This is a genomic window from Rathayibacter sp. VKM Ac-2928, assembly GCF_022815545.1.
GTDB classification, from domain to species: domain Bacteria; phylum Actinomycetota; class Actinomycetes; order Actinomycetales; family Microbacteriaceae; genus Rathayibacter; species Rathayibacter festucae.
Genome location: NZ_JALGRU010000002.1, coordinates 344567 through 357805, shown reverse-complemented (window position 1 = coordinate 357805; position 13239 = coordinate 344567). Strand labels below are relative to the sequence as shown.

Here is a 13239-nt window from a genome sequence, read left to right as displayed (position 1 = left end):
TCCGCGCCGTTCGCGACCCGCGCCGGCCACGACCCGCATCGCCCACACCCTTCCGGAGGAAGAGATGACCCCGCAGCTCGCGCTCGCCGTCGACGTCGGCGGCACCAAGATCGAGGCGGCGCTCGTGTGCGCCGACGGAGTGCTCGTGCCGGGCTCGCGCAGCCGGCGGCCGACCGGGCCTGCGCTGACCCCGGCGGAGTTCGGCGCGGCCGTGGAGGGGTGCGTCGTGGAGGCGCTCGCCGCTGCGGGTGCGGGCTCGGTCGTCGGCGCGGGCATCGGCTCCGCCGGCCCGCTCGACCTCGCCGAGGGGCGCATCCGGCCGAAGAACCTGCCGCTGCTGCACGGGTTCGCCCTGCGCGCGGTCGTCGAGCGGCTGCTGCCCGGCCGGCCGGTCGCCCTGCGGCTCGACGGCACCTGCATCGCGCTCGCCGAGCACTGGGTGGGCGCCAACCGCGGCGCCGCGTCCTCGGTGAGCCTGGTGGTGTCGACGGGAGTCGGCGGCGGCGTCGTGCTCGACGGCCGCGCGGTCGCGGGCCGCTCCGGGAACGCCGGGCACATCGGGCAGATCCACGTCGGCGACGCGGACCCGGAGGAGGGGAGCGACGGCACGCTGGAGAGCATCGCCTCCGGACCGAGCAGCGTCGCGTGGGCGCGGCGCCGCGGCTTCGCCGGTGCGACCGGCGAGGACCTGGCGCGGGCGGCCGCGGCCGGCGACCCGGTGGCGCTGGCCGCGGTGGCGCGCTCGGCGGGGGCCGTCGGCACGGCGATCGCCGACGTGGCGACGCTGCTCGACGTCCGCGACTTCGCCGTCGGCGGCGGCTTCTCCGCGGTCACGGCGTCGTACCTCGACCTGGTGCGCCAGGCGGCCTGCGAGCGCGCGGTCTTCGACTACGCCCGCGGCCTGTCGATCCGCGCCTCCGGCCTCGGCGGCGCCGGCCCGCTGATCGGCGCGGCGGCCCTGGTGCACCTGCCGAGCCTGCTCGGCGGCTCCGCTGAGCGGGCGGGTCTCGACGGGTCGGCGCCGGGCGGGGGTGAGGGTCTCGATACGCCCGCCTCCGGCGGCCTACTCGACCAGCATGCAGCGCACGCCAGCGAGCTCCATGCTGATCGAGTAGCCGGCGCAGCCGGCGTATCGAGATCCACCCCCGCAGAGACGGCTGCCGCCGAGCACCCGCCCCATGCCGATGACGAGCGCCCACCCCATGCTGATCGAGTAGCCGGCGCAGCCGGCGTCTCGAGATCCCCGCGCACGCACTCCCGGCCCGGCTCCCGGTGACCGCCGCACCGGCGATCGACGCCGAGCACCCGCTCCGCTCGGCCCTCCGCTCCTCGCGCGGCCGCCTGGTCGTCGCCGCGCTCGCGTTCGCGGTCAAGGACAGCCCGCTGTGGATCCTCCCGCTCGTGACCGCGGCCGTCGTCGACGCCCTCGTCGCCGGCGACCCGCCCGAGGCGCTCCTCGCTCCCGCCGCCGCGGGCGCAGCGACGATCGCCGTCAACATCGCCGCGAACGGCGTCTTCGTGCGGCTGTTCTCCTCCTCCGTGCGCTCGATGGGCGCTCGGCTGCGCGAGGCGCTGGCGGTGCGGCTGCAGCTGCTGTCGTTCGGCTACCACTCCCGCGGCAGCGCGTCGGTGGTCCAGACCAAGATCGTGCGCGACGTGGAGAACCTGGAGCTGATGCTGCAGCAGGCGTTCGGCCCGCTGCTCAACGCGCTGGTGATCCTCGTCGGCGCCGGCGTCGCGACGGCGGTGCGGGTGCCCCAGTTCCTGCCCGTGCTGGCGCTGACCCTGCCGCTCGCCGCCGGGCTGATCCTCTGGCTGCGCTCGCGCACCGCCGCGAGCAACGAGACCTTCCGCCTCGACGTCGAGACCATGTCCTCGGCCGTCGGCGAGATGTCCTCGCTCCAGGAGGTCACCCGCGCGCACGGACTGGAGCAGGTCTCCGTGCGGCGGGTCGTCGAGGCCGCGCACCGGGTCGAGCGGGCGGGCACCCGGCTCGACCGGCTGAACGGGCGCTTCGGCGCGCTGTCCTGGAGCAGCTACCAGGTGATCACCCTGGGCTCGCTCTTCGCTGCGGCGTGGGCGAGCGCGACCGGCGCCCTCCCGATCACCGTCGGCGAGGTGGTGCTGCTCAGCTCGTACTTCGCCCTGCTGACCGGGGCGATCACCGGCGCCTTCCAGACCGCGCCCCTGATCACCCGCGGCCTCGCCTCGCAGCGCTCGATCACCGGCGTCCTCACCGACCCCGACGTGGAGTGGAACGAGGGCCGCGCCGTCGTCGACGCGCTGGAGGGGAGCCTCGCCTTCGAGGACGTCTCCTTCTCCTACGGCGAGCGGCCGGTGCTCTTGGACGTGAGCCTGCACGTCGCCGCCGGCGAGACGGTGGCGCTCGTCGGCGCCTCCGGCTCGGGGAAGTCGACGCTGACCCGGCTCGCGCTCGGCTTCCTGCGCCCCTCGGCGGGCCGGGTCCTGCTCGACGACCGCGACGTCGCGACCCTCGACATGCGCACGGTGCGGCGCTTCGTCTCGGTGGTGCCGCAGGAGTCGGTGCTGTTCCGCGGGAGCATCCGCGACAACATCCTCTACGGCGCCGCGGAGCCCGTCCCCGGGGAGTCGGGTGACGACCGGCTCGAGGCGGCGCTGCGGGCGGCGAACGCCGGCTTCGTCCTGGAGCTCCCGGACGGCTGGGACACGACCGTCGGCGAGCGCGGCGCGCAGCTCTCCGGCGGCCAGCGCCAGCGGCTCGCCATCGCCCGCGCGCTGATCCGCGACCCGCGGCTGCTGATCCTCGACGAGGCGACCGCCGCCCTCGACCCGCGCGCCGAGGCCGAGGTGCGCGGCGCCCTCGAGCGGCTGCTCGCCGGCCGGACGACCCTGATCGTCGCGCACCGCCTGAGCACCGTCCGCTCGGCCGACCGCATCGTCGTCCTCGACGCCGGCCGCATCCTCGAGCAGGGCACCCACGAGGAGCTGCTGGCCGCCGGCGGCCGCTACGCCCGCATGACGGCGGCGTCCTGACGGCCCGCGCCCCCGCTGATCGAGCAGCCGCGGAGCTGCCGCCGACCTGCTGACCGAGCAGCCCGCGCAGCGGGGCCTTCCATGCTGATCGAGCAGCCCGCACCGCGGGCCCCTCATGCTGATCGAGTAGCCCGCGGAGCGGGCGTATCGAGATCCACGGGCGTCAGGACCAGCGCCTGCAGACCCACCTGCTGACGGGGTGGGTCTCGATACGCCGGCCTTCGGCCGGCTACTCGACCAGCATGAACGCCCGCCCGACCGGTCGGCCCGCGCCGGGGTGCTTGCTGACTGCCGATCCCGCGCCGCGGGCCCCTCATGCTGATCGAGTAGCCCGTGGAGCGGGCCACTCATGCTGATCGAGTAGCACGCGGAGCGGGCGTATCGAGATCCACCGTTGTCAGGACCATGGTCTGCAGACCCATCTGCTGACGGGGGTGGGTCTCGATACGCCGGCCTTCGGCCGGCTACTCGACCAGCATGAATGCACCGACCGGTCGGCCCGCGCCGCGGTCCCTGGCGACCGTGGAGCACCGGCCGCTCAGTTCAGGATCTCGCCGCGCGGGTCGTCGCGGAGCTCGGCGAGGCGCGTGCGCCAGGCCTGCAGCGCCTCCGGAGTCAGCCGCGTCCAGTCGTGCACCTCGCGGACGACGCGGAGCGGCTCGACGCTGCGGTACGAGCGCGTCGGATTCCCCGGGAACTTCTTGTCCGTGACGTTCGGGTCGTCCTCGAACGGCCCGGTCGGCTCCACCTCATAGACGCGCGGCTCCGCGTCGCCGGGCGCGAGCTCGGCCGCGAGCCCCGCTCCGTTCGGCAACGCCGTGAAGTACACGTGGTTCATCACGATCTCGGGCCGGTAGTTCGAGCGCCGCCCCGCCACCAGCCGATCGCCGACCCGCAGATCCGCCTTCGTCCCGTGGAAGAACGGCCCGCTCTCGTCCGCAGCACTCATGCGCAGGACCCTACTCCCGGCCCCGGCCCCGGCGATCCGTCACGGACGGCTCCCGCTTCGCGCGGGAGGCAGCCGTTCCTGACGGATCGCCGAAGCCGCAGGGTCAGGGGAGCGTCAGCTCGCCCTGGTTGAGGACGCGGGGGTGGAAGTAGGCGCTCTGGATGGCGGCGTTCGTGTTGCTGCCGCGCAGCTGCTCCGACCAGATCATGAAGTACGACCAGCGCGTCTGGCTCTGCAGCAGCGACGCGTCCGGCACCTTCCCCATCTCGGCGATCGCGATCGGCTTGGAGCCGGCGATCGACTGCAGCTGCTGGTAGTCGCCGGAGCTCGGGAAGCCCTTGTACCAGACGTCCAGCGACACGACGTCGACGTAGTTCGCGCCCGGGTAGTAGCCCGCCCAGCCGCCCGCGGGGTTGTCCTGCACGTTCCAGACCCAGATCAGGTTGGTCAGGCCCTGCGAGTCGAAGTAGTCGCGCATCTGCTGGTAGATCTTCGCGCCGCCGTTCGCACCGGAGCGGCCGCCCCACCAGTTCCAGGTCTCGTTCATCTCGTGGAACGGCCGGAAGAGCACGGGAACGCCGGCGTCCTTCAGCTGCCGCAGGTACGGGACGACCTCGCTCATCCGCTGCTTCCAGGTCGTGTTGAGCGCCGTGCCGCCGGTGACGATCTGCTGGAACTGCGCGTCGCTGATGCGGCTCTTCACGCCGCCGTCGAACGCGCAGGTGCTCGGCCCGGTCGGCGGGCACGCGTGCCAGGCGAGGGTGACCAGCGAGCCGTTGGCCCACTCCGTCTTCGCCTGGTCGACGACGCGCTGGCGGTTCGCGGCGTCGGCGGCGGTGAAGAACAGGTCGCCGCCCCACAGGCCCGGGTACTGCCCGGTGATGTCCTTCACCTGCTGCGTGTACTGCGCGGGGGAGCTCGCCGGCTCCTTGTTGTGCTGGCCCGAGACGATGCTCGTCCCGGTGATCGACTGCAGGTACTGCAGGACGGCGGCCTTCGACGTCGCCGGGAACGCCTGCGCCGCGTCGGGCGACGGCGTGACCAGCGGTGCGAGCAGCGCGGCCCCGAGGGCGGCTGCCAGGAGCGTGCGGCGCAGCGGGCTGCGGCGGGCGCGGGATGCGCGGGTGGTGACTCCTCGTCGAGTCATGGTGGTCCTCTCCGCGGACCCTCGTCGGTGAGCGCCCGCACGGTCACCCTGAGCCCTCCGTGCGGCTTCGTCAACCCTTACATCGATTACTAATGATATCCGCGCGATCTACTGCGCAGGAGTTGTCGTACCGGGCGGTCGAGTACGACAACTTTTGGAGGTGGGACGTCGGCGCCGGATCCGCGCGTCCGCCCGCGCCCCGCCGACGGCCCCCGCGCAGGCGCCGCTCGGTACTGTGGAACGGTTCCCCGCACCACCCGCCCCCGCCCGAAGGAGCCCCCATGCCCACCACTGTGAGCGGCGTCATCGCCCGGTCGAAGGGGGCTCCCGTCGAGCTCGTCGACATCGTCGTCCCCGATCCCGGACCCGGCGAGGCCGTCGTCGACATCGAGACCTGCGGTGTCTGCCACACCGACTACCACTACCGCGAGGGCGGGATCAGCGACGACTTCCCGTTCCTGCTCGGCCACGAGGCCGCGGGGCGGGTCAGCGCGATCGGCGAGGGCGTCACCCACGTCGCGGTCGGCGACTTCGTCGTGCTCAACTGGCGGGCCGTCTGCGGCGAGTGCCGCGCCTGCGTCCGCGCGGAGCCCTGGTACTGCTTCAACACCTTCAACGCGACGCAGAAGATGACCCTCACTGACGGCACCGAGCTCAGCCCCGCGCTGGGCATCGGCGCCTTCGCCGAGAAGACGCTCGTGCACGCCAAGCAGTGCACGAAGGTCGACCCGGCCGCCGACCCCGCCGCCGTCGGCCTTCTCGGCTGCGGCATCATGGCGGGCCTCGGCGCCGCGATGAACACCGGCAACGTGACCCGCGGTGACTCGGTGGCCGTCATCGGCTGCGGCGGAGTCGGGACCGCGGCCGTCGTCGGCGCGAAGCTGGCGGGCGCGAGCACGATCATCGCGATCGACCGCGACCCGAAGAAGCTCGTCAAGGCCGAGGAGCTCGGCGCCACCCACGCGATCGACTCCAGCGGACTCGACGAGGACGGCGTCGTCGCCGCCGTGCAGGCGCTGACCGACGGCTTCGGCGCCGACGTCGTGATCGACGCGGTCGGCCGCCCCGAGACCTGGCGCCAGGCGTTCTACGCCCGCGACCTCGCCGGCACCGTCGTGCTGGTCGGCGTGCCGACGCCGGAGATGACCCTCGAGATCCCGCTGCTCGACGTCTTCGGCCGCGGCGGCTCGCTGAAGTCGAGCTGGTACGGCGACTGCCTGCCCGAGCGCGACTTCCCGATGCTCACCGACCTGTACCTGCAGGGCCGGCTGCCGCTCGACGAGTTCGTGACCGAGCGGATCGGCATCCGCGACATCGAGCAGGCCTTCACCACGATGGCCGGCGGCGACGTGCTCCGCTCGGTGGTGGTGCTCTGATGGCCGCCCGCATCGACCACCTCGTCACCAGCGGCACCTTCGCCCTCGACGGCGGCACCTGGGACGTGGACAACAACGTCTGGATCGTCGGCGACGACTCCGAGTGCGTCGTCATCGACGCGGCCCACGACGCCGAGGCCATCCTCGCGGCCGTCGGCGACCGCACGCTGCGCGCGGTGCTGCTCACGCACGCGCACACCGACCACATCGACGCGGTCGCCGCGCTGCTGGAGTCCGTCGACGTGCCGGTGCTGCTGCACGAGGGCGACCGCGTGCTCTGGGACGCGTACTACCCCGACTCCGCGCCGAGCGGTGCGCTCGAGGACGGCCAGGTGATCAGCGTCGGCGGCACCGAGCTCGAGGTACGGCACACGCCCGGCCACACGCCGGGCGCCGTCTGCTTCGTCGCCGCCGAGCTGGGCACCGTCTTCACCGGCGACACGCTGTTCCAGGGCGGACCCGGCGCGACCGGCCGCTCCTACAGCTCCTTCCCGACGATCATCGACTCGATCACCGACCGGCTGCTGACCCTGCCGGACGACACGGTCGTCCGCACCGGGCACGGCCCCACGACCACCATCGGCACGGAGAAGCCGGACCGCGAGGCGTGGATCGCGCGCGGTCACTGACGCGGCGCTCGAGCCCGCATGCTGATCGAGCAGCCGGCGTCGCGGGCCCCCGCATGTTGATCGAGCAGCCCGCGGAGCGGGCGTATCGAGATCCACCCTCCGAACGGCGTGGGTCTCGATACGCCGCGTTCCGCGGCTACTCGACCAGCATGGCTGAGCGCGGTCGCTCGCCTGCTGACCGAGCGGCCCTCCCATGTTGATCGAGTAGCCCGCGGAGCGGGCGTATCGAGATCCGACGCCGTCAGCAGGTGAGTCTGCAGACCCGCCCTGTTGAGAACGGCGGGTCACGATACGCCGCGTTCCGCGGCTACTCGACCAGCATGTGCTTCCGCGGTCAGCGGCGGGCCCGGCGGCGCAGGACGACGCCGAGCGCGGCGAAGGCGACGGCCATGACGAGGCCGCCGATCAGGAAGGGGATGCTGCCGATCGCGGCGCCCCAGGCGGCGAGGGCCGCCCACAGCGCGGCGAGGACGAAGGCGGTCGGGGGAGTCATCGTCGTCCTCATCCGTCGATCCAACTCCCTCCGTCTTGGATTCGCGACGCCGGGCGCCATCGATCCGTCAGGAACGGCGGTGTCCGCGCGAGTCGGGCGACCGTTCGTGACGGGTCGGCGCGGAGCGGCGGCGGGTCAGCCGACGGTGACCGGGGCGGCCGACGGGCGGCGCCCCTCCTTCATCCAGACGAAGAAGCCGAGCAGGGTGAAGGCGCCGTAGAAGACGTACATCAGGCCGGAGGCGTAGTAGCCGGCCGAGAAGAGCAGCGGGACGCCGACGATGTCGACGGCGACCCAGATCAGCCAGAACTCGACCCAGCCCTTGGCCATGCCGTAGGTGGCCAGCAGCGAGCCGACGAAGATCCAGGCGTCGCTCCAGACCGGCTCGTAGGAGCCGAGCGCGCGGAAGACCGGGGTGAGGATCGCGGTGCCGCCGATCATGCCGAGCACCAGCAGCCCGCGCGTGCGCCAGGAGGCCCAGCGCGGCGAGATCAGCGTCGTCGCGTCGCTGGGGCGGTGCGTCCAGCGGTACCAGCCGTAGATGCTGACGATGATGAACATGATCTGGCGGCCGGCCTGGCCGAGCAGGTTCACGGGGTTCGGGGTGTCGAACAGCGCGCCCATGAAGACGGTGAAGAGCAGCGCGTTGCCGACGAGGCCGACGGGCCACGCCCAGACCTTGCGCCGCATGCCGCCGAGGGCGCTGAGCAGGCCGAAGACGTTGCCGATGACCTCGCGCCAGAGCACCGTCTGGTCGCCGATGACGATCTGCGCGTCGAACAGCCAGTCCACGATCTGCACGGGGAGCCTCCATCGGGCGTGTCGGAGCCCACCCGTGCAACCTCCGGCGGGGCACGGTCATTCCGCGTGGCGCCGATTCGACGGTCACCGGTCCGCTGTGCAGGGTGACGTCCGCTGTGCAGGCGATCCGGCACGGGGCGCGCGTGCCGAGTGGGCCTCAGCACGTTCCACGCGCGATCACCTGCAGATCGGACCGGGTCCCGCCCGCCGTGCGCGCTGTGGTCCGTTGTGCAGGTGATCTTGTACCGGGAGCGGCTGCCGGGTGGGCGTCAGCGCGTTGTGGGCGGGATCACCTGCAGATCGGACCTAGGGGCTGCTCGTCGGGTGGGTGGCGGTCCGTTGTGCAGGCGATCCGGGAGCGGACGCGGCTGCCGGGTGGGCGTCAGCGCGTAGTCGGCAGGATCGCCTGCAGATCGGACGGGGGTCGGCAGGTCGGCGGGCTACGCGGCGACGAGCGAGTGCTCCGCGAGCAGCGCGACCGAGCGCAGGCGGGCGGGCGTCGCGAGCGAGGCGTGGGCGACGATGACCTCGTCGGCCTCCGCCGAGCGCGCGAACTCGGCCACGTAGTCGGCGACCTGCTCGCCGGTGCCGACGCCGGTGTAGTGGGTCATGCTCGCGACGTGCGCGCCGACGGGGGCGGTCAGCAGGTGGTCGAGCTCCTCCTCGGAGAACTGCTGGTCGACGGGGATCTGGCCGCTCTGGCGCAGGAGCATCATCAGGCGCGCGCGCTTCATCTGCGCGAACTGCTCCTGGGCGTCCTCCTCGCTGTCGGCGGCGATGGCGTTCACTCCGGCGATCACGTAGGGGGCGTCGAGCTGCTCCGAGGGGCGGAAGCCGCGGCGGTACTCGGCGACGGCCTGGTGCAGCGCATCCGGCGCGAAGTGCGAGGCGAAGGCGTACGGCAGGCCGAGGGCGGCGGCCAGCTGGGCGCCGAAGAGCGACGAGCCGAGGATGTAGAGGGGGACGCGGGTGCCGGCGCCGGGCGTCGCACTGACGCCGGGGATGCGGGACTCGCCGGCGAGGAAGCCCTGCAGCTCGAGGACGTCCTGCGGGAAGCGCTCCGAGGAGTCGTGCTCGCGGCGCAGGGCTCGGAAGGTGGCCTGGTCGCTGCCGGGGGCGCGGCCGAGGCCGAGGTCGATGCGGCCCGGGTGCAGGGTCTCGAGGGTGCCGAACTGCTCCGCGATGGTCAGCGGGGAGTGGTTCGGCAGCATGACGCCGCCGGAGCCGAGGCGGATGGTCGAGGTCTGCGAGGCGACGTGGGCGATCAGCACCGAGGTGGCGCTCGACGCGATCGAGGCCATGTTGTGGTGCTCGGCGTACCAGACCCGCCGGTACCCGCTCCGCTCGGCCTGCTGCGCCAGAGCGACGGAGGCGGCGAAGCTGTCGCGCGCGGTCTCTCCGGGCGCGATGGGGGCGAGGTCGAGGATCGAGAGGGGAACGGTCATGAGAGAGCCAACGCGGGCGGCGGCCTCCGTGTTCCCGCGGCGGCGGTATCGGGCGTGTGCGTGTGGGCCGGAGCCGCCCCCGGCTCGCGATTCCTGCTCCGGCTCGCGGGATCTGCAGGCTTCGGCGTGCCGGGGGTGGTTCCGCGTGCCGGAGGTGCGGAGGCGGCAGGGGCGGCGGCGCGGGGCTCGCGCAGAACATCAGCTGGGCGACGGTCTCATCTCCCCTCAGCGATGAGACCGGCTCTCAGCTGATGTCGTGCGGAGGACGCGGCCGCACCCCCGCCGCCCGCGCGGTCAGCCCTCGATCGGCAGCAGGATGCCCTTCACCGTCTCGTCGGTGGCCAGGAACTCCTGCACGGCCGGGTCCTGGAAGGCGGCGACGAGCTTCTCAATGTTGGCGGTGTCCTTGTACTTCGAGCCGATGGTGAGCTGGCCGGCGAAGTCGTCGGGGGCCTGGGGCGCGAAGATCTGCTTCTCGATCGGGATATCGGCGGCGAGGTAGTACTCGGTGTAGCCGACGGCCGCGTCGAGGTCGGGCAGGGCGCGGGACTGGGCGGCGAAGTCGAGCAGCGTGAACTGCAGGTTCTTCGGGTTCGAGGCGATGTCGTCCTGGGTCGCGGTGCCGGGCTCCGTGCCCTCCTTCAGCGTGATCAGGCCGGCCGACTGCAGCAGCCAGAGGCCCTGGGCCTCGTTCGCCGGGTCGGAGTAGAGCGAGATCGTGCCGCCGTCGGGGATCTCGGAGACGTCGCCGTACTTATCGCTCCAGAGGCCGAAGCCCCAGCGGAAGACGGGCGTGGCCGCCTCCTCCTCGAAGTCGGGGTTGGCCTCGAGCACCTGGCCGAGCCAGAGCTTGTGCTGGTAGACCGTCGCGGCGACCTCGCCCTCGCTGACGGCGCGGTTGATCGTGTTGCTGTCCGAGAGGCCCTTGAAGGCGACCGTGATGCCGTAGCGCGGCGCCACCTCCTCCGCCACGAAGTTCACGAGCGCCTGCTCCGACGCGTTGCCCTCGGCGGTCGCGACGTAGAGGGTCGCGCCCTCCTGCTCGTTCGCCGAGACGGCGGGCGACAGCAGCGGCACGGCGACGAGCGCGCCGACGCCGACCACGACGACGGCGGCTCCGGCGATCCAGGGCCAGCGGCGCTTCTTCTTCAGCTCGAAGCCGAGGTCCTCGACGCCGGACTTCGCAGGGCCGGACTTCTCGGAGCGGGGGTTCTCAGGGCCGTGGTTCTCAGTGGACATGGCAGTGCCTTTCGAGCGGTCGCGGCCGGGCGGCGGCGCGCGGGAGGGACGCCCGGGCGGAGGGCCCGGGGCGGGATCAGGGGGAGGAGCGGCTAGACCGTGACGGCGACGCGCGGAGTGCGCCGGGACCGGGAGGCGCTCGGCGTGGTCGCGCGGACCAGTGCGTCGCCGGTGAGCTGCACGACGGCGACGGTCGCGACGAGGATGACGATCGTCGCGAGCATCACGGTGGTGTCGAAGCGCTGGTAGCCGTAGGTGACGGCGACATAGCCGATGCCGCCTGCGCCGATCGTGCCGGCGATGGCGGAGTACTCGATCATCGCGATGGTGTTGATGGTGAGGCCGCCGAGGATCTGCGGCACCGCCTCGCTGAGCTGCGCCGAGCGGATCACCTGCAGCCGCGACGCTCCGGAGGCGCGGGCCACCCGGGTCAGCGCGAGCGGCACGCTGCGCAGCGCGTTCTCGACGATGCGGGTGAAGAAGGCGATGCCGGCGATCGACATCGGCACGACGGCCGCCGCGATGCCGATGTTGGTGCCGGTGATCAGCCGGGTGAACGGCATGATCGAGGCCATCAGGATGAGGAACGGCAGCGACCGGCCGATGCTGATGATCCAGCTGAGGCTCTGGTGCGCGGCGCGGTTCTCGAACAAACCGCCCGGAGCGAGGTTGTGCACGGCGGCGCCGAGAGGGACGCCGACGAGCACGACGATCAGCATCACGATGCCGACCATGATCAGCGTCTCGCCGAGCGCGGGCAGCACGAGCGCGGGGATGTCGGTGAGGGGGACCTTGTTGTCGAGGTGCAGGGCGCCGAGGGCGTGCACAGTGTCGAGGTGCAGCGCACCGAGGGCCGCCGAGGAGATGAGCGCGCTCATGCCGCCGCCTCCTCGACGAGCGCGTCCGACCGGACCGCGCCCCGCCGCACCGACAGCCCGAGAGCGTCGGCGGCGTGCGCGAGCCGGCGCTCCTCGACCGGACCGAGGCCGATCGTCGCGTGGCCGACGGCGCGTCCGTCGACCGTCTCGATCGCCGCGCCGAGCAGCGCGACCGGCCCGACCGCGTCGGACAGCCGCGTCACCCAGTCGGCCGGCACTCCGTCGCGGGCGTAGCCGACGACCCACTCGTCGAGCCCCGCGCCCGGCAGCACTGAGGGGCGCACCGGGTTGAGCGCGAGGCCGAGAGGAGAGGACGCGTCGCGCAGCAGGTCGACGAGGCGCCCCGACTCCACGATGCGGCCCTGATCGAGGCGCGCGACGGAGTCGGCGACCTGGCGGACCGTCTCCATCTCGTGCGTGATGAAGAGGATCGACAGGCCGAGGTCGTCGCGCAGCTCCTTGAGGAGCGTGGTGATCGCGGTGGTCGAGGCGGGGTCGAGGCCCGAGGTCGCCTCGTCCGAGAGCAGGACGGAGGGGCGCAGCGCGAGCGCGCGGGCGATCCCGACGCGCTGGCGCTGACCGCCGGAGAGCTGGTGCGGGTAGTAGCGGGCGCGGTCGCCGAGGCCCACGCGCTCGAGCAGCTCGGCGACGCGGCGCTTCGTCTCGGCCGCGGTCACGCCGAGGTATTCGAGCGGGAGGGCGACGTTCTGCTCCGCGGTCCGGCGGCTGAAGAGGCCGTCCGACTGGAAGACGGTGCCGATGCGGCGGCGGGCGACCCGCAGCTCCCGCTCGGACAGCTGCGAGAGGGCGTCGCCGTTGACGACGACGGAGCCGGAGGTGGGCCGCTCGAGCAGATTGACGCAGGCGGCGAGCGTGCTCTTGCCGGCGCCGCTCGGCCCGACGACGGCGAAGATCTCGCCGGTGCCGACCGAGAAGTCGAGGCGGTCGAGCACGGTCACGGCGTCGGCGCCCTGCCCGTAGACCTTGGTGAGCTGCTCGAGGCGGATCATGGCGTCGGTCCTTCCGGGAGGGTGTGCGGGCGCGCCGGAGAGCGCCCGGTGGGGGTGGGAGAGGGGGCGCGGGGTGCTCGGAGACGGCGTCCGCGTCGGTGTGCTGATGATGATGGCGCGGTGCGGCGAGCGGGCGCGACGGCGGCCGACGCTCGCCGTAACAGAAGGCGCTCGCGGCGCCCGATCGGCGCCGATCCGCGGCTCTTCGCCGACGGGTGTCGGCGAACGAGGGGGCGGAGCGGGGCGGACTCGCGCAG

At 72.9% G+C, this 13239-nt stretch carries 12 protein-coding genes; 4 read left to right on the top strand and 8 right to left on the bottom strand.

Annotated elements, in window-relative coordinates; translation table 11 throughout:
* The first annotated feature begins 64 nt into the window (after window positions 1-64).
* A complete protein-coding gene (locus MT350_RS09250) occupies window positions 65-1276 on the top strand; it encodes an ROK family protein (protein WP_243599452.1) in 1212 nt (403 codons plus the stop codon).
* Entirely contained in the window at window positions 1273-3015 is a 1743-nt protein-coding gene (locus MT350_RS09245; protein WP_243615808.1) for an ABC transporter ATP-binding protein, read from the top strand. Before MT350_RS09250 ends, MT350_RS09245 begins: the two co-directional genes overlap by 4 nt.
* A gap of 538 nt (window positions 3016-3553) precedes the next feature.
* Here MT350_RS09245 and arr read toward each other — a convergent pair.
* Window positions 3554-3964, bottom strand: coding sequence for an NAD(+)--rifampin ADP-ribosyltransferase (gene arr, locus MT350_RS09240; RefSeq protein WP_243615807.1), 411 nt, complete (start codon window positions 3962-3964; stop codon window positions 3554-3556).
* 103 nt (window positions 3965-4067) lie between these two features.
* Complete coding sequence (locus MT350_RS09235; protein WP_132437275.1) at window positions 4068-5111, bottom strand: glycoside hydrolase family 26 protein; 1044 nt, start codon at window positions 5109-5111, stop codon at window positions 4068-4070.
* Between the two features lie 281 nt (window positions 5112-5392).
* Here MT350_RS09235 and MT350_RS09230 point away from each other — a divergent pair, with 281 nt between their 5' ends.
* Together MT350_RS09230 and MT350_RS09225 are read left to right on the top strand one after the other, a co-directional pair.
* Entirely contained in the window at window positions 5393-6487 is a 1095-nt protein-coding gene (locus tag MT350_RS09230; RefSeq protein WP_123731488.1) for an S-(hydroxymethyl)mycothiol dehydrogenase, read from the top strand.
* Entirely contained in the window at window positions 6487-7116 is a 630-nt protein-coding gene (locus tag MT350_RS09225; RefSeq protein WP_243615806.1) for an MBL fold metallo-hydrolase, read from the top strand. Before MT350_RS09230 ends, MT350_RS09225 begins: the two co-directional genes overlap by 1 nt.
* A 334-nt stretch (window positions 7117-7450) precedes the next feature.
* Here MT350_RS09225 and MT350_RS09220 read toward each other — a convergent pair whose 3' ends face one another.
* The 6 genes from MT350_RS09220 to MT350_RS09195 all read right to left on the bottom strand — a co-directional run bounded on the left by MT350_RS09220 (window position 7451) and on the right by MT350_RS09195 (window position 12982).
* On the bottom strand, window positions 7451-7609 hold the full coding sequence (locus tag MT350_RS09220) for a hypothetical protein (RefSeq protein WP_243615805.1): 159 nt from the start codon (window positions 7607-7609) through the stop codon (window positions 7451-7453).
* Between the two features lie 135 nt (window positions 7610-7744).
* Complete coding sequence (gene pnuC / locus MT350_RS09215) at window positions 7745-8410, bottom strand: nicotinamide riboside transporter PnuC (protein WP_243599458.1); 666 nt, start codon at window positions 8408-8410, stop codon at window positions 7745-7747.
* A 440-nt stretch (window positions 8411-8850) separates the two neighbouring features.
* Entirely contained in the window at window positions 8851-9855 is a 1005-nt protein-coding gene (locus tag MT350_RS09210) for an LLM class flavin-dependent oxidoreductase (protein ID WP_123736107.1), read from the bottom strand.
* A 294-nt stretch (window positions 9856-10149) separates the two neighbouring features.
* Window positions 10150-11094, bottom strand: a complete 945-nt coding sequence (locus MT350_RS09205) for a MetQ/NlpA family ABC transporter substrate-binding protein (RefSeq protein WP_243615804.1) — start codon at window positions 11092-11094, stop codon at window positions 10150-10152.
* A gap of 92 nt (window positions 11095-11186) precedes the next feature.
* Window positions 11187-11972: a methionine ABC transporter permease gene (locus MT350_RS09200; RefSeq protein WP_243615803.1), complete on the bottom strand. Its 786-nt coding sequence runs from the start codon at window positions 11970-11972 to the stop codon at window positions 11187-11189.
* On the bottom strand, window positions 11969-12982 hold the full coding sequence (locus MT350_RS09195) for a methionine ABC transporter ATP-binding protein (protein WP_243599462.1): 1014 nt from the start codon (window positions 12980-12982) through the stop codon (window positions 11969-11971). Before MT350_RS09195 ends, MT350_RS09200 begins: the two co-directional genes overlap by 4 nt.
* Between the last annotated feature and the right edge of the window lie 257 nt (window positions 12983-13239).